This is a genomic window from Gluconobacter sp. GP1, assembly GCF_032913585.1.
GTDB classification, from domain to species: Bacteria; Pseudomonadota; Alphaproteobacteria; order Acetobacterales; family Acetobacteraceae; genus Gluconobacter; species Gluconobacter cerinus.
In genome coordinates, this window is the sequence record NZ_JASGXC010000009.1 from 44,141 (window position 1) to 66,391 (window position 22,251).

General features: G+C 51.6%; 13 protein-coding genes. 5 read left to right on the forward strand and 8 right to left on the reverse strand.

Annotation, left to right across the window (positions count from 1 at the left end; genetic code table 11):
• Nucleotides 1-5: 5 nt before the first annotated feature.
• Genes R5H23_RS15055 through R5H23_RS17135 form a run of 4 tightly spaced genes read right to left on the reverse strand, consistent with a single transcriptional unit; the run spans nt 6 to nt 4,309 of the window.
• The gene (locus tag R5H23_RS15055) at nt 6-1,697 is read right to left on the reverse strand and encodes an ABC transporter ATP-binding protein (RefSeq protein ID WP_317215932.1); all 1,692 of its coding nucleotides are present in this window, start codon (nt 1,695-1,697) and stop codon (nt 6-8) included.
• Nucleotides 1,698-1,707: 10 nt separating this feature from the next.
• Nucleotides 1,708-2,511, reverse strand: a complete 804-nt coding sequence (locus R5H23_RS15060; protein WP_317215933.1) for a hypothetical protein — start codon at nt 2,509-2,511, stop codon at nt 1,708-1,710.
• 2 nt (nt 2,512-2,513) lie between these two features.
• Entirely contained in the window at nt 2,514-3,356 is an 843-nt protein-coding gene (locus R5H23_RS15065) for a hypothetical protein (RefSeq protein WP_317215934.1), read from the reverse strand.
• Nucleotides 3,353-4,309, reverse strand: coding sequence for a DUF6895 family protein (locus tag R5H23_RS17135; RefSeq protein ID WP_408874361.1), 957 nt, complete (start codon nt 4,307-4,309; stop codon nt 3,353-3,355). The genes R5H23_RS15065 and R5H23_RS17135 overlap by 4 nt, the downstream gene beginning before the upstream one ends.
• 689 nt (nt 4,310-4,998) lie before the next feature.
• On the opposite strand from R5H23_RS17135, the gene R5H23_RS15070 reads away from it, so the two are divergent.
• Both R5H23_RS15070 and R5H23_RS15075 read left to right on the forward strand, forming a co-directional pair.
• Nucleotides 4,999-5,247 carry a transposase gene (locus tag R5H23_RS15070; RefSeq protein ID WP_408874362.1) on the forward strand — a complete coding sequence of 83 codons (249 nt, stop codon included), beginning with the start codon at nt 4,999-5,001 and terminating at the stop codon, nt 5,245-5,247.
• Nucleotides 5,248-5,822: 575 nt separating this feature from the next.
• Nucleotides 5,823-6,743: a hypothetical protein gene (locus R5H23_RS15075; RefSeq protein ID WP_317215935.1), complete on the forward strand. Its 921-nt coding sequence runs from the start codon at nt 5,823-5,825 to the stop codon at nt 6,741-6,743.
• Nucleotides 6,744-7,120: 377 nt separating this feature from the next.
• Here the strand turns inward: R5H23_RS15075 and R5H23_RS17140 are convergent, their stop codons facing one another.
• Nucleotides 7,121-7,330, reverse strand: coding sequence for a transposase (locus R5H23_RS17140; RefSeq protein ID WP_408874363.1), 210 nt, complete (start codon nt 7,328-7,330; stop codon nt 7,121-7,123).
• 304 nt (nt 7,331-7,634) lie between these two features.
• On the opposite strand from R5H23_RS17140, the gene R5H23_RS15080 reads away from it, so the two are divergent.
• Entirely contained in the window at nt 7,635-11,963 is a 4,329-nt protein-coding gene (locus R5H23_RS15080; protein ID WP_317215936.1) for an ATP-binding protein, read from the forward strand.
• A 368-nt stretch (nt 11,964-12,331) separates the two neighbouring features.
• Here the strand turns inward: R5H23_RS15080 and R5H23_RS15085 are convergent, their stop codons facing one another.
• A complete protein-coding gene (locus tag R5H23_RS15085; protein WP_317215937.1) occupies nt 12,332-12,652 on the reverse strand; it encodes a hypothetical protein in 321 nt (106 codons plus the stop codon).
• A 551-nt stretch (nt 12,653-13,203) separates the two neighbouring features.
• Here R5H23_RS15085 and R5H23_RS15090 point away from each other — a divergent pair.
• Nucleotides 13,204-14,526, forward strand: a complete 1,323-nt coding sequence (locus tag R5H23_RS15090; RefSeq protein WP_317215938.1) for a hypothetical protein — start codon at nt 13,204-13,206, stop codon at nt 14,524-14,526.
• Between the two features lie 169 nt (nt 14,527-14,695).
• On the forward strand, nt 14,696-18,322 hold the full coding sequence (locus R5H23_RS15095; protein WP_317215939.1) for an SIR2 family protein: 3,627 nt from the start codon (nt 14,696-14,698) through the stop codon (nt 18,320-18,322).
• A gap of 406 nt (nt 18,323-18,728) precedes the next feature.
• On the opposite strand, the gene R5H23_RS15100 is transcribed toward R5H23_RS15095, so the two are convergent.
• Both R5H23_RS15100 and R5H23_RS15105 read right to left on the reverse strand, forming a co-directional pair.
• Entirely contained in the window at nt 18,729-21,869 is a 3,141-nt protein-coding gene (locus tag R5H23_RS15100; RefSeq protein ID WP_317215940.1) for an error-prone DNA polymerase, read from the reverse strand.
• 3 nt (nt 21,870-21,872) lie between these two features.
• Nucleotides 21,873-22,106: a hypothetical protein gene (locus R5H23_RS15105; RefSeq protein WP_041240859.1), complete on the reverse strand. Its 234-nt coding sequence runs from the start codon at nt 22,104-22,106 to the stop codon at nt 21,873-21,875.
• Between the last annotated feature and the right edge of the window lie 145 nt (nt 22,107-22,251).

Sequence of the window (22,251 nt, forward strand, 5' to 3'; positions counted from 1 at the left end):
GGCATTCATCCAATATTAAACTTTACTGTACTTGGAATATTTAAGTCGCCATGAGAGGACCTTACGATAGGGGCGACTAAAGAACCTGCATTCACTACTATCTTCTGGTCAGCTAGACCCAATAAAGCGCTTTGATGGGCCACGATGACGACCGTCACCTTTCCACGCAAAGCGGAAATGGCGTTCCCGATTAATTTTTCGCTATGAACGTCGATCGATGCAGTCGCTTCATCAAGGATCAGTAACCCTGGACTATCTGCCAGCGCGCGAGCTAAAGCTAGTCGCTGCTGTTGACCTCTCGAAAGGTTGCGACCACCCTCGGCAAGAATATGATCAAAACCATCCGCCAAGCTTGTTATCAGTTCGTCAATCGAAGCCATCTGAGCGGCGCGAAAAACATCGTCAAAATTGATTCCTGGCCGGCCCATGGCTATATTATCGAAGATCGTGCCTGAGAATAGGTGCGGCTCTTGTGGCACCACTGCAATCCGCTTAAATTGGGGTTCATTATCGCCGAAGTTGAAATTTCCGCAATCCGGTCGAATTGCTCCAGCGATTATCGAAACGATCGTACTTTTACCTGAACCGCTATTTCCTACCAAAGCTGTAATAGTGCCTGCGGTGACTTCGAATCCGATATCGCGGATAGCGGGGCGCTTACTGCCGGGATAAGTATAGCTAACAGAATTAAGGACGACATTGATTGGACCTTTTTCAATTGACTGCGCAGGTTCCATATCGGGAATGGTGGAAATGCTGGCCAATTTATTTTTATGTTTGTTCAATAGCTCCGCTGACTGGTGAAGCCGCCCAAAGGACAATCCAACCTGACTAACAGCCGAGACAAGGATTAAAGCATAGGTGAGAGTGCTTAGTAATTCCGCGGATGTGATGGCGCCAACACGGATCCTGTGTACTCCAGCCACAACGATCGTTAACAGGGCCGACATGAAGAAAAGCATAGAAACCGGATTAACCACCGCAATCATAAGGGATTGTTGGCGGATATATTTGTAGGCTACCTCGTTTGTCTCTATGAACTTATCGAAAAACCATCTCTCGCGGCTGAATGTCTGGATGATGAACAAGTTGTTTGTGCATTCAATAAGACGTGAGAGAACTTGGCCACGTGCCACTTGGACTGCCAACGATGACGCCGTTGCACGACGGATAAGCAGCAGCATAATCAGACCGGTGATAAGAACGCTCGTAAGAGTAATCAGCGCCAGTTCCCCATCAATCAGGAATATCGCTGTGACGGCTCCAATGACAAATGTAATATGTCTTAGAGATGCGATGAGCACGTCCGAAAGACCACTCTGTATTATCGAAATGTCCGACGAAAATTCTGATGCGATCTCTCCACCTTGGCGCATCTTAGTTTGGACGATATCGCTTGCGAGCAGAGTTGAGAAATAGCGTTCACGCAATTGGTTTCCAATGCGCTCCGCAGTTGATGCCACGATATAAGAGTATCCGGCCATGATGACAGCTTGGATCATCAGTATAAAAGACACACGAAGACAAATTTTTAATTCATTTACACCACCTGTTTTACTGAGATCTTCAAGGAATATTCCCAGCTCTTGTGGTAACAACAAAAATAGCGCAGTACCACACATGAGTCCCGCAATTGCTATCCCATAAGATGTACGGTAACCTCGGGTCAGCGCTAGAAGCGCTCCAAGCGAATTCACGCTCTCCCCCTCAGCAAGCCGAACGAGTACATAACATATCAGCTGTGAATAGCCACAGTGCATTCACTGTAATGGGAAGCCTGAATCCGCCTTCAAGCGCTAACGGATTAACTGCCGCTTCTGAAAACGGATCAAAGAAGCCATAGCCGCCATCGCGCCCACGCTGTAGTTCCACGAAGCTAATTGCTTCACTGAGCAATGAATTTCTAAATCCAATAGATAGAAGAGCACGACATATTTTTGATGCCGTATCTATCTTATAATCACGCAACAACGACAGAGCGACAAGAGCCAAAATATCACCTTGCTCGACACCGATCGAAAGGGGTTCTAAAATAATATGATTGGCGAGATCACTGAGTTCGTTCTCAGATGCGGTTAAAATAGTCTCAGGCTGCGAAAGCAATCGGATCATATTGGCTGGGATTGGTTCGACAGTAATATGATGACCAGTACGACTCAGTAACTTACAGGCAAGGCGAATTCGTCCACTTTCACGGACTGACTGCTCAGTCTGACGCAGCTCGGTAATAAGGTTGGTCCCGATATCGTTAAATTCAGGGGGGGCTAACCCGTTCTCGTAGAGCAGAGCATAATGCGCCGTGAATACAAGCGGGTCGAGACCCATTGGGGTTTGTGCAAGTTGGCGGGCGTCAGCTAGTGCAAGATCTTTCTGCCCCATTGCAAGATAAAGATGCGCTTTTCCGAAGCAAGCAAGAGCCGCGGCTAGGGTTGGTGTTTGAGGCGTATCAAACGTTCGCAGATACCCTAATGTGACTTCCATTTGGAGTTTGGTGAGGTGGCCGAAGGTCATTGTTACAAATCGTCCCTTTTTACTAATGCAACGGCCGCCAAGCTTCCGGCCAACTGCCACCCTAGTGCCGTATTATGCAGAAATTGTTTTATACCAGGAGCAGTGACAGGTGGCGGAAACAGGGTATCCGGATTGTTTTCTATCCATTTTTGCGTAAAGGACCGCGCGTGCCGTATAATTGCTGCGTTCCCAGAGGTCGCAGTACATAAAATTCCCGCAATTGCGGCACTTCCTGGCTGCCCGTGACGAACTAAATCTACATAGAGCAAGTCCGTGAAGCCGGGTCGAGAGACTGTACCCGCGGGAATTCGCGGACCTAACAACTGATGCCACGACATTACTGCAAGTAAGTCGAGACAGTTCGTCGATTTTTTTAGCGTTCTGCCTTCAATATTAAGAGAGATGTCTCGACATTCAAAAGTAATATCGTCACCGGCAGCAGCTGCCACAGCTATATTTTTCTTAAAGGTAGCGGCGGCGAGAGCGGACAGTTCGGAACGACCAACCAAGCCCCCCTTGAGTAGTTGGAGAGTTGAGTGAAAATCAATTGGCCGGAAGCCAGGATCTGTAGAAGCGCATCGCAACAATAAACTAACGCCAGATAGCCAATCGTTTGATGCGGTAATTGCGTTATCGAGGATACCGCCTCTCAGCCACTGCAGACTGTATGACGCGAGGGTATAGCGGGCCTGATCAAAACATGTCTCTGCAGGAAGCGCAAAAAGGAGCTCGGCTAAGACTGATAATTGGTGAAAGGGGCGCGGCGAAAACGCATTTGGCAGCATCTCGGCAATCGAGATGATTTCAGCATGCACTATTCGCTCCAGTCGCTCTACGCCGATCATACGTCCCACCGTAGCGACAGCATTAGCGCTCCAACCAACGTTGTATGATATAGTTCACGAAAGTCGGCTTTTCCGTCCACGTCGCGTAGTCTCACACCTTCGGTCGATGCAATCGAACCATGCCTCGCTTGTGCATGGAGCATTCTTCGAGTGCCGACGCGATAGATAGCACGTTCGATCCCCTGTGGCTTGAAGCCGCACAGTCTCGCGCACAAAAGTAACTCACCAAGTACGTCGCAATTATCACTTCGTATCATGATCGCAATAAGCCGATATAAAGTTTTCCGAATACGTTCTACCTCTTTGAGGTCTAGAAGAGTAGAGAGTGGCCTATTTCCAATATCAGATAAATAAAATAAGGAATGCGTTAAGGAGTATATATCATCTATTGAGTACCTGCTGATTATTTGCCGCTTCCCGAACGGGGTTAACGCAAACGACGTGGCGAGTTCATTATGATGATCTTCCCATCCGATTCGTGAATAGGAGTAAAGGACGTCCATGTATCGATATGGTATCCGATCCATCCCGGAAAAATAGTTTAATGAATTTAATCGTCCAATGTAATCGATATCAATTGGAGGTGTGCGGCCATTTAGTCTAAAGAAGTCAATGACAGTCGCTACGGGAGATGCCGCAGAAGGATCGAAGCTTGCTAACATTTGCCAATCGAACTTCTCGCATTCGTCGAGAGCAAAAGTAGTTAATGCCCGAAGCTCTCGGCTTGAGATCCCTTTGCGATGCAACATGATAAGCATAAAAACAAGCTCACCAAGTGGCTTAATACGCCACGGTAATGCCGCTTCATGATCTGCGTGTGAATCTTTATCGGCGCCTACTACAAATTGTTCTCGATTGCGGGACAGCCATTTAATCGCCCCGTGGGCGGCCCGTCCCAACCTAAATCGCTCAGCAAGAGGCCGAAACGCAATAGATAATTCCAAAATATACATTCCTGACGCGCAACGTATTTATGATGTGCAAGCCAAAGAGAGAGGAAATCGTAACCCGTCACAAGAAAATTCCGGAACAAGGAATCCTTGTTCCGGAGCCGGATTATCTTGCGACCCAGAGAATGTAACCGGCTGACGATCCCATAACTGTCCAATTCGCAACACTTACGTCAAGCGAATGAGAAGCCGGGCTGCCATACGCAATCTTCGTTGAATCAGCTATCATATTGAACACAGTGTTCTCCCTTACTAGTAAAAAGTTTTGTTATGACTTTTGATTTATTGTTAGCGAGGCGCTGCCAGTGCATACCAATTTCCGAACAAGGCAACGAAATTCGGAGTCGCAGCATTGCTCGCATTTGATGCGGCACTGAAAGAAATACTATCAGACGCAGTAAAGAAATTAAACATATTCTCCTCCTCATTACGTAAATAAAGGGCTGATTCTTGCCCAAAGTTACGATCTCACAAACCGTTTCTTTCCGCCACCAAAATCTTCATACTCTGAAATAATCCAGACGCTGACGTTAACTCCATAGCTACCTATGGCGCCGATTAGAGGGGGGGGGCTCTTAATCAGATGCTTAAGTTATGACCCAACTTGTGAGATGTAAGGTTTATTTAATGGTGGATATCTGTCTGCTCGGCTGAGTGGGCTTTGTGATCAACCCGCAGCGTTTTCTCTGACTGTGGAGTTTGAAGCAGTTTGTCGTCCACCGTTTGATCCAATAGTGCTGTTCAGAGTTCTGGTCATCATGACGATAAACAAGCGGTGCGCCAAGCGGGCGGAATATCTGCTCAACGATCCACTTTCCTTCGTGCGTTTTCTTGGTCTAGGGCTATCAAATCATGTGTCGACCCCAAAACGGACTGGCTGTTTTGGGATCGTCTCACCCGAGCTAGTAAGATTGCAAAGCTGTTTGATCGGTTTGACGTGATCCTGAGGAGTGCTAGTTGATTGCCAATGTCAAACCATATTGTGGATGCGACATTGGTTGAAGCTAGAATGAGCTCAACACTAACGCCGAGCGCCCGTAGTATAAGCCTAGAAAAGGCCCGCGAAGGTCTTTTCGAGGCGTGTTCCAATGACGATCATGCAAGGACAAAGTCTTCTCCCGGAAAGACAGCCTGATCGTCTCTGGTGCTATCTGCGAGAGACATTTCAGCGCACCCAGGCCTGTAACCATTCTGAGGCTCGCGGCTGACTTTGGGGGAAACCGGAATGTTTGCTAACGAATGAAATAGGCGCGAAGCGATCATTTTTGTTGTCAAGTGCAGTTCAGCCGAAGTCCAACTGAAATTTTGAACGCGCTTGCTGCCTTTAAAATCGAGCTGGAAGAGAATCATACTTTAGCTCACTGGACATTCAACTGCGTGCGCAGAATTTTTTACTTGCGGTCAGTTTTTGATACCGCTGTCTCGTAATCTGGGCGTAAGATAGCCGCTAGAACACACTTTTACAAAGTCACCTATCCTGTTCGTCAGGGATAGCCGGAACAGAATTGATTTAGTGATGACAAACACCCCAGAGTGGTTTGTTCGCCCTCTTGAGGACGAACTCCAGATATGGAGATTTACCAGTAGTTACGCGCTTCTCATGGGCAGAGCGAACGCCGAGCATGGGCCGGGGAGCTGCTTCCATGCCAAATCTGGCGGAACCGTGTGGGAGGCAATAATGGAAGAAACGCCTTGGCTGGATGAACAGGAGGTGCCGGGACCCTTCGTACCTCTACGGCACTCTCCAGGCCAATTCTTCTCCCGCATGGCGCGCCCAATTATTGGGGACTCCCTCGATAAATCCAGTCTGGTCCAAGCGCGACTGCCAGATTGCAATAACGAACAACGTTATCTTCGCAATGCTCAAACACAGTTGGAAGCATTAGTCGCTGATCTTGCCGCAATTTGCCGTGTCGTAGAGCCGTCTGATACTACTCTTGAAGCTTATGGGCATGAAATTCGTAATCTTCTTATTTTGGCTGCAACCGAAGTCGAAATGCACATGGCCGGAATCATGGTCTCAAATGGTAATAAAGAGGGACGCAGGAATACTACCTCTTATGCGAAACTTGCCGAACCACTAAGGCTTCGCGGCTACTCGGCCTGCTTTAAACGCTACCCCGAAATGCCTGAGATTAAGCCTTTCGCAGAGTGGCGGAACGATAAAACCACAGTGTCACTCAAATGGTATGACGCGTACAACGCGGTGAAACACGATCGGGAACGCCAGTTCAAACGCGCCTCCCTCTGCAACGCCTTTGAGGCGGTTTCTGCCTGTGCGATACTACTTGTAGCGCAGTTTGGCGAAGCTGGGCTGTCCGATGATCTCAAGCGATCACTTACGGTCGGAGGCGAACCGTGGCTAATAGAAGATTGCTATGTAGCCCCCCAACAGTCTTTCCCGTGGACGCCCGCCAATCATCCTGACCTGCTTTAGGCGCGTTAAAACAGAGGTTTCCAGATTGCAGCGGAGATTTCGATACTGTTCTGCAAATTTATTCAGCCTCATTTCCCAGATATACGACGCGCCGCTCAATCTCGGGGGGAGCATCCAGACTGGCCTTCGAGCAATCCAGACCCCTGAGTGGCGTCATGAACCTGACCTCCGGTGATAATGAACCGTAACGGTCGACCCTGGGCGTCGGCCAGCATGTGGATCTTTGTGGTCAATCCGCCGGGAGAACGCCCCAATGCCTGACTTTGCGCCGCCTCCCGTTTCCCGGTCGCCGAGTGCTGGTGGACGTGGACGATAATGCTTTCGATCATCAGATACGCGTTGTCGCGATCGGCGATCAGTGTGGTAAATACCCGCTCCTACACGTCGGCATGGCACCCGCGGCTGAAACGCCGATGGAGCGTCTTCCAGTTTCGATAGCGTTCAGGCGGATCGCACCAGTGGGCGCCCGATCGCAATGCCAATAAAGATCCGTTTGCGGACAAACGGTTATCCGATTCTGTCCGCCTCGGATTACTCACTTTCCTAGGCAACAGAACTCTGATCCATTCCCATTGAGCTGTGCTCAATTCTTATCGCTTGATCCCCATCGTCCGCTCCACACATCAATACGGAGACCTATGAAACAGCAATCAGCCGGTTTGGGAATTCTGGATGTCAATTGGACCTAGCAGCGCCAAGTCGCTTTTTATGCCAGCGTAGCATGATGCTCTGGCGCAGTAGGACGGACGGAAAGCCGACCAGTATCTGCGTATTTCACGAACGTGTGCTCTAGGGATCGCCACTTGTTGCTGATTAGCGTTATAGCTGGCTGAAGCAGAGCAAACGAATTTTCTTATTGCATATGCCCACTTGGCTTAGGACACTGTATAAATGATCAACCGCACTTTCCAAGACATCTCCGAATGGAAACTTGGCGAGACAGAACAGCGGTCGCCCTTAGCAGGTTTTGGCCAGGCACGAGTATTAGCTTGGGATGAACTACTGCGCTCAAAAAGAGTGCTTCTAATTTCTGAGGCTGGCGTAGGAAAAACGTATGAGTGCCGTAGCCAAACAAAGCGTCTGTGGGACGCGGGTGAGCCTGCATTCTTCATTGAGTTAGCAGCCTTGGCGACTGACGAAGTTCTCAGTCTTCTAGACAGCGAAGAGGAAGCTAGGTTCGACGCTTGGGTCGCATCACAATCTGACATCGCAACGTTCTTCCTCGATTCAATTGATGAGCTGAAATTGACCTTGAGGTCCTTTGAACGCGCCCTCAAACGACTAAGAAAGAGTATTGGAAATCAGCTCCATCGGGCGAGAATTATTATTACGACACGGCCGATACCCTTCGACGGACAATTGGTCAGGAGCCTGTTGCCTGTTCCTGAGGCACAGTCCGAAACGTCCAATGAAAAGATATTTGCGAAGATCGTAATGCGTGAGCTACAAGAGCAACACGCCCACAAAAGCGAGAACCAATCGCCCGATTGGCGTTCCGTAGCTTTAATGCCGTTGTCGGACAAGAAAATCGTCGATTTCTGTCGGCACCAGGGCGTAAGCGATCCCGATCTTCTTTTTGAAGATCTACGACGTCGCAATGCCCTGGAGTTTGCACGTAGGCCTCAGGACCTCATTGAGTTATGCGCGGACTGGCGTGAGCACACGCGCATTCGAACGCATCGCGATCAGGTTGCCACGAATGTTCGCGTGAAGCTGCTGCCTCGAGACGACAGACCTGAACCGGCGGAATTGTCCGTCGACAAGGCGATCGAAGGAGCCAGTCGGCTCGCGCTTGCAGTTCAAATGACGCGTCGTCTAACAATTCGCCACAGTGCAGCATCCGACGTTGTTGACGAGGAGGAGGCCCTCGATCCCGCGATCATCCTGTCCGATTGGCAAGCAAGCCAACGAAAAGCACTGCTGGAGCGTCCGCTATTTGGCTTCGCTTCATATGGCCGGGTGCGCTTCCATCATCGCTCTGTGGCGGAGTATCTTGCTGCGGAGCGGCTAATAAATCTTCGAGGACAAGGAATGCCGTTTCGAGCTCTCAAGCGGCTTCTCTTCGCGGAAACGAAAGGCAGGATGATCGTTCGCCCGTCCAAGCGATCAGTGGTGGGTTGGCTAGCCTTGCAAGAAGACGGAATATTTGAACTCTTGCGGGACAATGAGCCTGTCGTGCTCTTGGATGAAGGCGACCCAGAGTCGCTAACGCAAACGCAACGAAATCAAGCTCTTCGCGCATATGCTGAGTGTTACGGACCTGGTGGCTGGAGAGGCCTTCGGGTACCCCACATTCAGATCCATCGATTTGCATCGAACGATCTGGCAGATGAAATCGACAGTATTTGGCGTAGCGGAGTAGAGAATCCAGATGTGCGAGAAGTTCTCATCAGCCTTATCGAGGCAGGCCGCATAAAAGATTGTGCCGACATCGTATTCGATATCACTCAGGACATTGCAGCACCTGCGGCTGAGCGCATAATAGCTATTGATGCGTTATTAGCTCTTGATGATGAGAGGCTCGGAAATATCGCTTCCAGTATAGCAGATGCTGGTGATCTCTGGCCTGAAAAAGTGGCCCGAGGTGCCGTATTACGCCTTTTCCCCAAGTACATGTCGGTTGAGCAGCTTTGTCGGACTCTTCGATGGATAAAGCGGGAGAAGCAGAGTGTAGGCGACCTTAGCTGGCAACTTCCGCGCCTGATAGCAGGATCGCCACTTGATCTCCCTGTTCTTGAGGAACTTCGTGATCGCCTCCTAGCGCTTGTCTCAGGGGGGCTTAAATGGCGAAAAGAGTGGCCACATATTTCGAGTGATCGGTCGCATCTCAGCGGAGCGCTCGCAGCAACGTGTGAACGCGGGCTTGATATGAGCCAAGATGAGGAATGGCTGCGTGCTGGCGCACTTGCATTGCGATTACATCATCGTGACCATGGCGACGATGAACCGATCAAAACGCTTCGCGAACGACTGAGCAATTTAAGTGCAGAGGGCAATGCTCGTCTCTTCTGGGTTGAGGACGCTCTGCTTCAGTCGCTCTATGAAGTCAACGACCCGTGGAGACGGCTCGCAGAGATCACATTTCACGATGGGCCGGTCCAGCTTAGGCCTGACCGAGATCTGACTTGGGTGACCGAAGCGCTTGGCGACAAGATCCGGGATATGGGTGAACGCGCAATGCTCTTGGAGGCAGCTATCCGCCTATCGCCGGATCGTGATACATGGAAAGAACACGTTGAAGGACTTCGGCCTCTCATAGCGGATGAGCCTTCATTCACGGAAAAGCTTGATGACTGTCTGAAGCCATCGAAACACGACAAAGAGCATCGTCGTTGGGAAAAGAAGCAGGCCGAACGAAAGAAGCAAGAAGAGCGGCGAAAGGCCAAGAACCACGCTCGTTGGATTCAGTTCTGGCGAGAAGTAGCCAATCAACCTGAGAACGCATTCTCGACAAAAAAAAGTTGGAACACGGCTTGGAACTTATGGCGGGCCATGAGTCACAATGGTGATGACAGTCGATCGTCAGGTTGGAACCGGCGCTTCATTGAAGAACAATTCAATCAAGAAACTGCCGACAAGCTTCGTCGCGTGCTGATGAAGATTTGGCGCGATGATCCCCCGACCTTTCCTAGCGAACGGCCCGAAGGTGAGCGCAATACTTTTCTTGTACGTTGGAAACTTGGTCTGGCCGCGATCTACGCTGAAGCAGAGGATCCGGACTGGGCAGCTAAACTCAGCGATGCCGAAGCTGAGTTAGCCGCGCGGTACGCTTTGACTGAACTAAATGGTCTTCCCCAATGGATCGAGCGTCTCGCAGACAGGCACCCAAACGCTGTGGACCGGGCGCTGGGAAATGAACTGTCGTGGGAACTGAGCCGGCCGCCAGGTGAGCATGGACATTCAGGCCTGCTTCAAGGAATGGGTTACGCGCATGAGAGAGTTGCGAGACTATTTCTTCCACGGCTGGAAAATTGGTTAGATGCTGGCGGGGATCGGATCAATTCTACCGATAACGCGACAGGGATGACCGAAAGGGTTCGGCAAATCGGCCGGGTTATTTTGAAGTATGGCGATGCGTCGGAAATTGAGAGACTTCGAGAGCGGGCACTCCAAAAATTGGAGCGACAATTGCCGTTTTCTCTGCGTGTTGCTTGGTTGTCGAACTTGATGCGGATTGATCCGCAGGCGGGTGTCGAGAAGCTGGCTGATCAGATCGAGATAGTTGAACCATCTGAGCGATCAGACGCTGTAACATGGTTGGCCAGCCTATTTGGTGATCGCCAAGACGGAATTGCGTTGGGTGACGAACGTTTCACCCCGCAATTACTACTGCGGCTGCTTCGTCTGGCCTATTGCCACGTTCGAATAAAAGATGATGCGCACCACGAAGGATCCTATTCACCGGACACTCGCGACGACGCGGAACAGGCACGCAATAACATTGTAACAGCGCTGTTCAACGCGAAGGGCGAGGAGGGCTTGGCTGCCAAGCTCGAGATGGCCGCAGATCCTTTGTGTGCTTATTTCAAGGATCGCATTTTGGCTGTGGCAGAAGAGAATTGGGCACAAGAGATTGATGCTCACGCATTTGATACGGCTCAAGCGGTAGCACTTGATCGAAGCGGGGAAGCGCCTGCGTCAACGAATGAAGCCATGTTTGCGATTATGAAGGATAGACTGTCTGACCTCGATGACCTTCTTCTTCGTGATGCTTCACCGCGAGAGGCTTGGGCAGGGATATCAGATGAGAAGGTCATGCGCCGAGAAATCGCACGAGAGCTGAGCCATTCAGCCAACTCAATCTACACTGTGGACCAAGAGGCCGTGACCGCAGATGAAAAAGAAACCGATATCAGATTGCGTTCCGTAGTCTCTCGCCATGAGGCGGTGATCGAACTCAAGCTCGGGGATAAACGCACAGCTAAAGACTTGCGCGATACAATTGAGAATCAACTGGTGAACAAATACATGGCAGCGGAGCACAGTCGTGCTGGTGCTCTGATGGTGACCCTTACGGCGGATCGAAAGTGGGATCATCCAGACGAGTGCCACAGGATCGATGTGAATGAACTTTTTTCCCTACTGCGCAAAGAGGCGGAACGGATTGAACACGCTTCGGCGGACTCTTTGTCGATAGCTGTTCACTTTCTTGATTTGCGGCCGAGACTGAAGACCGAACGAAAAAAAAGTCTCAGCAGGACAACGGATAGCTTCACTTAACGAAGGGCAATTTGGCTTTACTTAGAGGGCAGAGCAGTCAATCGCTTCGATTGAAGGTAAGTGTCCGTATTTGGCCGAGAGCGCCGCGAGATGCATGGTTTGATACCTCAAGAACCATGTCCGCTCCATGTGCAAAGCGGCTGACAGGCCTTGAAACAGTTATATCTGCTAATCGTGCTTCAGGTAGGAACGCCCTTTGTTTGGGATGAGGCGTAAGCGGACCGGCTGCTTACACCTCTTTCCTGTCACTGAGGGTCCTAAATTATCTTCTGCAAAGCAGACATAAAACATTTCCTTGAATCAGATTATGCTGCCAGCGAAATTTTTTTTGAGGATTGAATAGAATTAAAAAGACGTTTCGATATCGCTCACGATATGCCAGCGTTCCTTTTCATAGTCTTCAGTGTTTTTTCCTCATTATAATCATTAAATCTATCTTGCAACGTATCCCAATCAATCTCGGAGGAATTCTCTAGGTTTATTACTGAAAATTTTTCCTTTATGTCATCAACAGAAAATTTAGAAAATATATCATAAAACGTATCGGGTTTTATGCCTTGACATAAAGAATTAACCCACTCCTGATATTCGCCAAATGCCCCATCTTTTGGCTTTATTGTGCAAACACTATGTTCCAACAAACCATAGAAAGAAATCATTTCCTTATTTTGGGTAAACAAATCTGACATGATTTTTATCTCGCGCTCTATCTGCTTCGTTGGTGTGTATCATAATACGTCAGACTTCTTGTTCAACCCCTCAACAACAGACATTCCGCTCTCCCCCCCTGAACCGCCTGTCCGCTCAAGGAATATGAAGCAGACAGGCGGCAGACGCCTCATCTCGGAAGTCTGAGCGAAACCTTCAGCTTCTTCAAAGCGGACATTCAGAATTTCCGTGATCATTTGCTATGGACACGCACTGTGCTTGCGTCGCGAATTGGTCAAAAGGCGCTCTGCAGCTTTGACATTGCCCGATATGTACAGAATTTTATCAATCACATCCCCCTGATTGACTGATGGTTCGTCATAAGCAGCGAAGCTTACCGCTACCGATAATTCAAGCTACGGACCTAAACCGCACCGAACTCCACGCCCTAGCGACCGAACGTCTTATACGATACTATAATTTTATATTCGATAATCATAGGTCCACTTAAATTACCTTTTTATTCGGACTTAAAAAAGAAAGATAAAAATGTTCTTTAGATGGGGATAACAATAATATTAAGGAATCAACCATGTATTTGACTTGTTTTGAATTTATCACTCTACCAATTGCTTTATTTTTCACTTTATGGATATTTTTCCGTGGAAAAAAGGTTAATATCTCACGAGCAAGATATAAAGACACTATACAGCCTGTTTCAGGCTCTGGTAGCTCTGTGTCTGATTGGGAGACCTCTCCCCTGTTTTCTCCAGAAATCCATTTCGGTACGTCTCTCGAAAATCCATCTGTTACGGTAAGGTCACTTCCTTCACTAGATCTGGATCACATCTCTGAAAATCAAACTCTATCAGATGAGCCTTCATTAACAGTCTCAAGTCGGCTTTTAGCTGTTATGCAGGGAGTGCCGTCGATACTTGTCGCAGAAGCTCATAAAGGCCGCCGTCTCATGGAGGTTGTAATAAACGGTGGACTGGTTCGTGCTGCCGATGGTGACGGTTTCCGCGGGTTTGCTATGGGATCCAGTGGAATTAGAGAACATGCTCGGTTTTTTGATATCAACGGGCTGACCAAGCTGGTTAATGCAGCAGCAGTTTGGCAACTTGCGTCTATTATTGTCGCTCAGAAGCACATGGCTGATATCAGCCAAAAATTAGGCGAAATCAAGAAATCGGTAAAAAATATTAGTGATTTCCTAGAAGATGAGCGTCGTGCCAGCATTATTGGAACCTACCAGTATCTGCAGCAAGCCCATAGTGCGTTAACTCAAGGAGAGATGAACTTTAAAATTCGGGGGGAACTGGAAGCTTGTGAGCGGGATTTATTATCTACTCAGATTCATCTAATTGCTGATATCAAACGTCGGACACATACGTCACTTACAGACGACGATATGTTCGGAACGGAAAGCCTATTTAAAAATACTACTGACAAGTATCGCAATCTAGGTCAGGTCGTGGGGGATTTAGAGGTTTGCCTGAAGACGCGAGCGCTCTCTTGGTACATATTAAGTCTTTTCCCCGGTGAAGTGGCGTTGAAGTCCGCACGGCTCGAAAGCATTCAGCAAGGGCTTAATGAAATCGAAAGTATTAAAAAATGGGTTACAGTCCAAGGGGACAAGGACGTTGGGGGCATTAAGAGCAGATGGAATCAATCTGAGACTCTTGTTGATCGGCGGAAAAAAGTGCGTGAAGAGATAAAAGAGGTTCAAAACACTCTTAGAGCGACGCAAAAAGGTATATCTGCCAACCTGACCCAGACTCAGAAATTACTCTTGGAGCGCGATACACCAACCCAAATTATTGTTGAGTTTGTCGACGGCGTTTTGAAACCACTACAGCAGAGGGAGTTGCCTAGAACGAAAGCTGTGTCAGATCGTATTCCACGATCCTTGTAGGGTAGGCTGTCGGACGACGTTAACATAGATTATTTCCTATTGCCAGTCACACCAATGTCGCCCCCTAAAAATTGTCTCCAAGAGCACCTTTCTGCTCAACCGTATAATAACTGACAGGCAGGATATAATTATTCATTTTCGATTTTTCTGTTTTTGAAAGTATTTTATTTTGACACTCCGCTTCTCCGATCGTGGGCCGGAATTTCCTTCGGCACTCGTCGACGCTTTGATCGCTGGCGATGTCGTATTTCTCTGTGGTTCTGGCATCAGCGCACCACAGCTTCCAGACTTCAAACGTCTGGTTGACCAGACATATGAACGGCTTGGTATCGAGATGGATGCTTCCGAGAAGCATTCCTACGATAATCTGCGTTTCGAGGAAGTGCTCGGAGCGCTCCAGCGTCGACTTGCTGATCAAAAGGCGATGGTACGAACAGTTTCCAGCCAGCTTGTGTTACCTTCTCATCCTCGTTTTGAGCAGCATCGTACGGTGCTGAGGCTCTCTCGCGATCGCAGCAACCGTGTCCTCGTTGTTACCACCAATTTTGATACGTTACTCGAGCATGCACTGGAACAATCTGTCTCGGTGATTGGTCAACAAAGCTTCGCTGGCCAATCACTTCCCTCGCCAGGAAGCCCTGACTTCTCGGGGATCATCCATATTCACGGCAGACTAGCCGACCTAAAGTTAGACCTTGAGGCGACGCCGTTGGTGCTTACTAGCGCCGATTATGGCGATGCTTATATGCGTTCAGGCTGGGCTTCGCGATTCTTGTTCGATCTTGCTCGCTGCAAAACTATTGTGCTCCTCGGTTACAGCGCTACCGATGCTCCAGTCCGCTATTTTCTGAACGTGCTGGAAGCTGACCGGGCCCGTTTTCCTGATCTGCGCCCCGTATATGCTTTCGACGCTTACGAGGCTAACCCTGTCGACGCAGAAAAGGGGTGGGGTACTCTTGCGGTTACGCCACTGCCTTACTGCAAGCGCAACTCTATCACAAATTCACCTGATCATTCCCCCCTTTGGCGTGACCTTCAACATCTCGCGGATATCGTTGAGCACCCCAAGAGGTCGCGTGAGGAGCGCGTAAAAAAAATCTTAGTTGGCGACAGCAGTGCGCTCACTGATCAGCAACTGCGCGAGCTATCTTGGCTCTTTACCGATTGTAGCGATCTCTGGCCAATTGCCCTTGATACGATAACTGATGCTAATTGGTTCCGCGTCTTTCAGAATAATAAACTTTGGTCCGCTCAAGATGCCAGCATGGTGGTTTCCGCTTGGATCGGACGTAATTTCGAGGACCCTAGGCGTATTACAACTGCACTCGAATGGCAGCTGATCCTTGGCAATAATCTCTTCTCACGCCTCGATCAGTTACTATTACGAACCCCACCCGAATCGCCTACCTGGCTCCGGACTTGGCGCATACTACTTGGGTCCGATTGGATTGACGATTTCGATGAAACTGCCCACTTACTCAGTCAGAAGCTCGCCTCCGGTTTAATCCTAGAAAAGGATCTGAGGCAATCGGTGGAACTGCTTGCCCCGAGACTTATTGCCGAGCGGCCGTGGCAGTTCGGCAATAAGGGCTGGGGCGAAAACAAAGGAGTTGTCGACGCAGTAGCAGTCGCGCCGCGGTTGTCGGATCTTGCCAGGCTTGATCTACGTGTCGTCAACGAATATGGCGCAACCGAGATTCTCAAGGCGTTGAGCCGTGTCGACTCCCATGTGGTGCGCATTCTTGAGCTTAGCAGTGAAGCTCTTCACTCATTACTGCAGCAAGCAGCCGAACTTGAGATGATAGACGATGACTACGACACGAGCGACTACAATGTGCCCTCAATCGAAGATCACGACCAGAACGAATACAATAGTGGTCTGATCTTACTTGTCCGGGCAATTGTGAATGCCTTTCCTAAGGCGATCATTTCCGATCGAGATAGGGCCCGTGCACTGGCGGTGCAATGGCAGACTTGGCCAGGACGGCTAGGCGCCAGATTACTGCTTCATGTCGTCCGAAATACATCTGCCTTTTCGGCAGACGAGGCTTTACAACTGCTACTCTCATTTGAGGACACCAAGTTCTGGGAAATCCGCCGCGAGGTTGCGTTATTGCTGCGCGATAGGGCCGCAGGTGCTACGCCAGCGCTTCGGGAGGCTATTGAAACGCGGATACTTACCACTGGGAGCGCCTTTTATACCCGCTATCCGCTGGAAGATGGCCAAGTCGATTGGCGCCTACCTGCTCGAGACAGTGAAGTTTGGCTGCGCCTAAAAATGCTTGACGCAGCAGATGTGCTCTCGGAGGTCGGTCGTATTGAACTCGAAGCAATCTTAGAGCGACGACAATACCTTGATCGCACAGTCGCAGACCAAGACTTTTTCACCTCATATATTGGTAATGTACAGGCTGTTCCTGATAACAGCAGTCCAATCTTTGAAGCTGCTCCCGATGATCGCCTAATGGTCGCCACGCAGTTCGACCAGCGCTCTGACATGGATCAGCGAATGGGATGGAGAAGCTATTGCCACTCAGATCCCAAAGGTGCATTTGAAGCACTCGAAACGGCTGAACCGACTGCACCGAATATAACCATGTGGGGTGATCTTTTAGGGGCCCTGACAGTCCGTCCAACCGACAAGGATGCTTTACTCCGCAACCAACTCGCTGCGGATGCCTTGCTGCACCTCGAAAAAATCGAAATGCAAACTCTGCAGCCGATTACCGGAAAGATAGTCGACCTGCTGACGTTTGGTCCGCGGCCGCTAATCGCTAATCTCGAGAATTGGTGTGATCGGCTCTGGTCTTTACTCCTTCTCGTAGATTACGAGATCGACTTTCAGAAGGACATTTACGAGGCAGCGATTAATCGCTCCGAAGGCCGATTAGTCCAAGTGCTTCTCACTGAACTCGATCATACGCGCAAGAGCGGGGGGAAACATGAAGCACGCCAACTTGCGCGGCTTGCCATGATCGCAGGGAATAACAGCCAATCGGGAATTATGGGGCAGGCGGTGCTCATCCATGAGTTCGCCTTTATGATTAACGCTGATAAAATGCTGGTCGAAAAGCATCTCCTTCCACGATTGACAGCGTCTACGGTGGAAGCGGCTAAACTGCGCGAAATACTCGTCTCACGCGGCAACATTACCCCGGAAGTCACCACGATGGCACCTCGAGCACTGCTACTTGGTGTGGCCGAGGCCTCGGCTAATACCCATTTCGCTACACAGATTGCATCGAGTATTTTGAGACCCGCGCTTGCTTTGGTGCGGGGCGATAGTCCTGAACGTTGGGGCCTCAGCGAAACAGAGATTAGTCGTGTGCTACGCAAAGCACCGCTTAAAGTTCGAGTAGGTGTGCTTGGTGTCTTGGCTCGCTGGATCCGCAACGATGCAAGCGGTGCCGAAGATGCTTGGAAGCAGATGGTAGAGCCCTTCTTTGAGAGGATATGGCCGAAAGAGCGCTGCTTCGTTGATGACGCTCTTAATCGTGATTTTACCTCGCTTGTTATCGGTGCCGGTAAATCTTTTCCAGCCGCTCTTATAAAATTACGGCCTTATTTTAGTCTGGGCGCACATCGAGGAGCCAATATTCACTCGATTAAGAACAGTTCGGCGCCGGAGAAATTCCCTTTCCAAGTTCTTGATCTCCTTTGGCTGATTTGCGGAAATACAGGTAGCAATAGTTACGACATGGGGGATATCCTCGACCGCCTTGTAGCTGCTGATCCCAATATAGAAATTGACCGCCGTTTCCAGTCTCTCGAGCAACGAACCAATCGCTATCGCTGAAGAAGCAGGTCGCACGATGTTCGTCCATTACATCAGGCTGGAATCGTAGCATTTCATATCTTCGCCAATAGTGTGAGAGCCTGCAAAGCGCCAATAGGGATTACGATAATAGGATGCACGAACGGCAGATTCTCTATTCTCGTCGCCTGACAGCCGACATTCCGCTTCCCCCCAAAGCTGTCCGCAGCCGGTCATATATAATGATTAAAAACTGCTATTTAGCGTGCATATTTGCAGCTATTGCTCTTATGGATGCAAAAAACCGTTTACGACAAACGGCCTATGAATTTATGGACAGCCCTACAGGCTAACCACAGGGCGCGGCTCTGCCCACAACTCCACAGGTTCAACACCAACAACAATATATTCATTCTTAAAATAAGATCGCTCGAAGCGGCGCTCTTCCCTAACGAAAATCGCGTGCTTTGAGCAGTTCAGATCCCTGAAGCAATGGCGTGCGGTCTTCCAGACTGAGCACAACGACATGGATCACATCGCCTTCTTTCTGAAGCCGTCCCTTACAGGCCAGAAGACGGGACGCGAGAAGGGGGCGGCGGTATTTTTCCTGCACATCCTTCCAGACAATCAGATTGGCCGTGCCGGTTTCGTCCTCGATGGTCACGAACATGGTACCGTTGGCCGTCCCTGGCCTTTGCCGCATCAACACCAGTCCGGTGAGCTGGATCCGGCGCCCATCCCTGAGATAAGACAGATCCCCGCAACGAACGACCCCCTCTTTTCGCAGGCCCCCTCGGAGAAACGCGACCGGATGCCCGCTCAGACTGAGTCCTGTCGCCCGGTAATCTTCATGCACTGAGGCCCGCTCTGACATCAGTGGCAAGGTAATCTCCGGCTCGATCACTTCCGGCAGCGGAAAGTTCCGCCCCCGATCCGCTGCCTCGAACAACGGCAGCGCCGTATCGGCGAGACCCTTGATTGACCACAGGGCAGCACGGCGCATCTGCTCGAACACCCGGAAGGCATCTGCTTCCGCCAGACATTCCAGGGCAGAGACCGGCACATCCGCACGGCGCCACACATCGTCAATGCTCTCATAGTCCGGCATCCGGGCCGCAATCAGGGCGGCCCCATGGCCGTTCGCCAACCCGCGCACCATCCTGAACCCCAGCCGGACCGCCGCGTGCCGTCCGTTCCGGCCGCGCTCCAGCGTGCAATCCCATCGTGAGGCATTGATACAGATTGGCCGGACCTCGACCCCATGGCGCTGTGCGTCCTGAACAATCTGCGAGGGCGCATAAAATCCCATCGGTTGAGAGTTCAGCAGGGCGGCACAGAACACATCCGGGTAGTGACACTTCATCCAGGCCGAGGCGTAGGCAATCAGGGCAAACGAGGCGGCGTGGCTCTCAGGGAAACCATAGCTGCCAAATCCTTCGAGCTGCGCGAAGGTCTGTTCAGCAAAGTCCTGCTCATACCCATTGGCCAGCATCCCGTTCACCAGCTTGTCCCGGAACGGCGACACCCCACCTGTCATTTTGAACGTTCCCATGGCGCGGCGGAGCTGGTCCGCCTCGCCTGGCGTAAAGCCCGCGCAATGGATGGCCACCTGCATGGCCTGCTCCTGGAACAGCGGGACACCCAGTGTTTTACCGAGAATGCCGCGCAGGGGCTCGGACGGATAGGTGACAGGCTCCAGCTTTTCTCTCCTCCGGAGATAGGGATGGACCATGTCCCCCTGGATCGGCCCCGGCCGGACGATCGCCACCTGAATCACCAGATCGTAGAATGTCCTGGGCTTCATGCGCGGCAGCATCGACATCTGCGCCCGGCTCTCGATCTGGAACGTGCCGAGCGTGTCCGCCTTCTGGATCATACGGTAGGTCTGCGGATCCTCGGCCGGGATCGCGGCGAGATCCATGCGGGTCTGATACACGGTGTGCAGCAGCTCGAACCCGCGACGCAGACAGCCGAGCATCCCGAGACCCAGAACATCGACTTTCATGAAGCGCAGGACGTCGATGTCATCCTTGTCCCAGACGATGATCTGCCGCCCGTCCATGGCGGTCGGCATCAGGGGGACGAGTTCGTCCAGGCGATCCTCGGTCAGCACAAATCCGCCTGGATGGGTGCCAAGCTGACGTGGAAAGCCGAGAAGCAGGCGCGCGAGATGGAAGGTCAGGCTAAGGCGGCGATCCTTCAGGTTGAGACCAAGATCGGCCGCGCGCGTTTTGCACAGATCCGGATCGGCGAGAGAGGAAGCCACATGCTTTGAAAGCTGGCCGGTCAGATCTTCCGGGAGCCCCAGAACCTTGCCGACTTCCCGCAACGCGCCTTTGGGCTGATAGCGCTGCACGGTCGCGCACAGGGCCGCGCGGTGGCGGCCATAATGCCGGTAGATCCACTGGATGACCTCTTCTCGGCGGTCGCTCTCGAAATCGACGTCAATATCCGGTGGCTCCTGCCGTTCGGCGGAGATGAAGCGCTCGAACAGAAGGCCGGAGCGGACCGGATCAATACTGGTGATTCCCAGGACGTAGCAGACGGCCGAGTTCGCGGCAGATCCCCGTCCCTGACAGACAATCCCAAGTGAGCGGGCATGACGCACGATCGTATTCACGGTCAGGAAATACGGCGCGTAGGCCAGAGAGCCGATCAGCCTCAGCTCGTGGGCAATCTGCGTCTCGACTTCAGGCGGCGCCCCGGCCGGGTAGCGACGCGGCAGTGCGGTCTGGACCAGACGTGTCAGGGTGTCTTGTGCGCTTTCGCCTGTGCGCTCGGTTTCGGTCGGATACTGGTAGGTCAGGTCATCGAGACTGAAGGCGCAGGCCTCGGCAATCCGTCGCGTGTTGGCCAGAGCGTCCGGAAAGGCAGCAAACAGGCGTGCCTGCTCTTCAGGGGCTTTCAGATGGCGATCGGCGTGGACATGACGGCGGTTGCCAAGATCATCGACGGTACAGCCTTCCCGGATCGCCGTGACGACGTCCTGAAGAATATGTCGGCGCGCATCGTGGTAGAGAACGTCTCCCGTCGCAACGCAGGCCAGACCTTGTGCCGCACTGAACGCCGAGAGCGCGTGTAGCCGCGCAAGGTCTCCAGGCTGCCGGAGCATGGTCAGCGCGAGAAACCGGATCTCTTCTTCGCCTGCCCTTTGTCGTGGCAGAGCCAGCAGGCTCTGAACGTACCCGCGAAGCGCTGCCAGATCCTCGGGCGGCATCAGGATCAGGAGGAGGTCCGGGGCCGCTGCGACGAGATCCTCCCATCCCAGAAGGAACACGTCCCGCTCGCCCCGATGATGGCCAAGGGTCAGGAGCTGGCACAAGCCTGCCCAGCCCGCACGGTTGCGGGGATAGGCCAGGAGCGCACTGCCATCGCGCAGAGTTAGACGGCAGCCGGGCAAGAGGCGCAGACCGGCCTCACGCGCCGCCAGATGGGCGCGGATCACCCCGGCCACGGTGTTCCAGTCGGTCAGACCGATGGTGTCATAGCCCAGAGCCTTCGCCTGGAAAATCAGTTCATCCGGCTGGCTGCCCGATCGCAGGAACGAAAACGACGACGTCACCTGCAATTCGACATAAGGCACGCTCATGGCCTAGCGCCTATGGGGATGCGGGTGTCGGCTGCTGTCAGGAGCGTTGCTGGTGGGTGCGCGCATCACGACAAATCCGGAGCGTTCCAGATAGGCGACCAGACGCTCGGCCACGAGACGGGCCATCAGCTCGGCGGCGTCATGCGTCCGCCTGCGTCCGTCATAGCACAGCGCGTGCATCAGGACTTCGGCCACGTCCGAGGTGCTGGCCGGGATCAGGTCATCACGGGGCTCCATCAGAATATCCCCTGAAGAAACCACGCGCCCGACCCGGACCAGTCGTGGGCTCCGTCGCCTTTGCGAAACAGCCAGAGGCGCAGGCCGGTCGTGGTCTCGACCTGCCAGTAGTCGCGGATCGCACCGTAGCTTTCGGCCGTCTGCC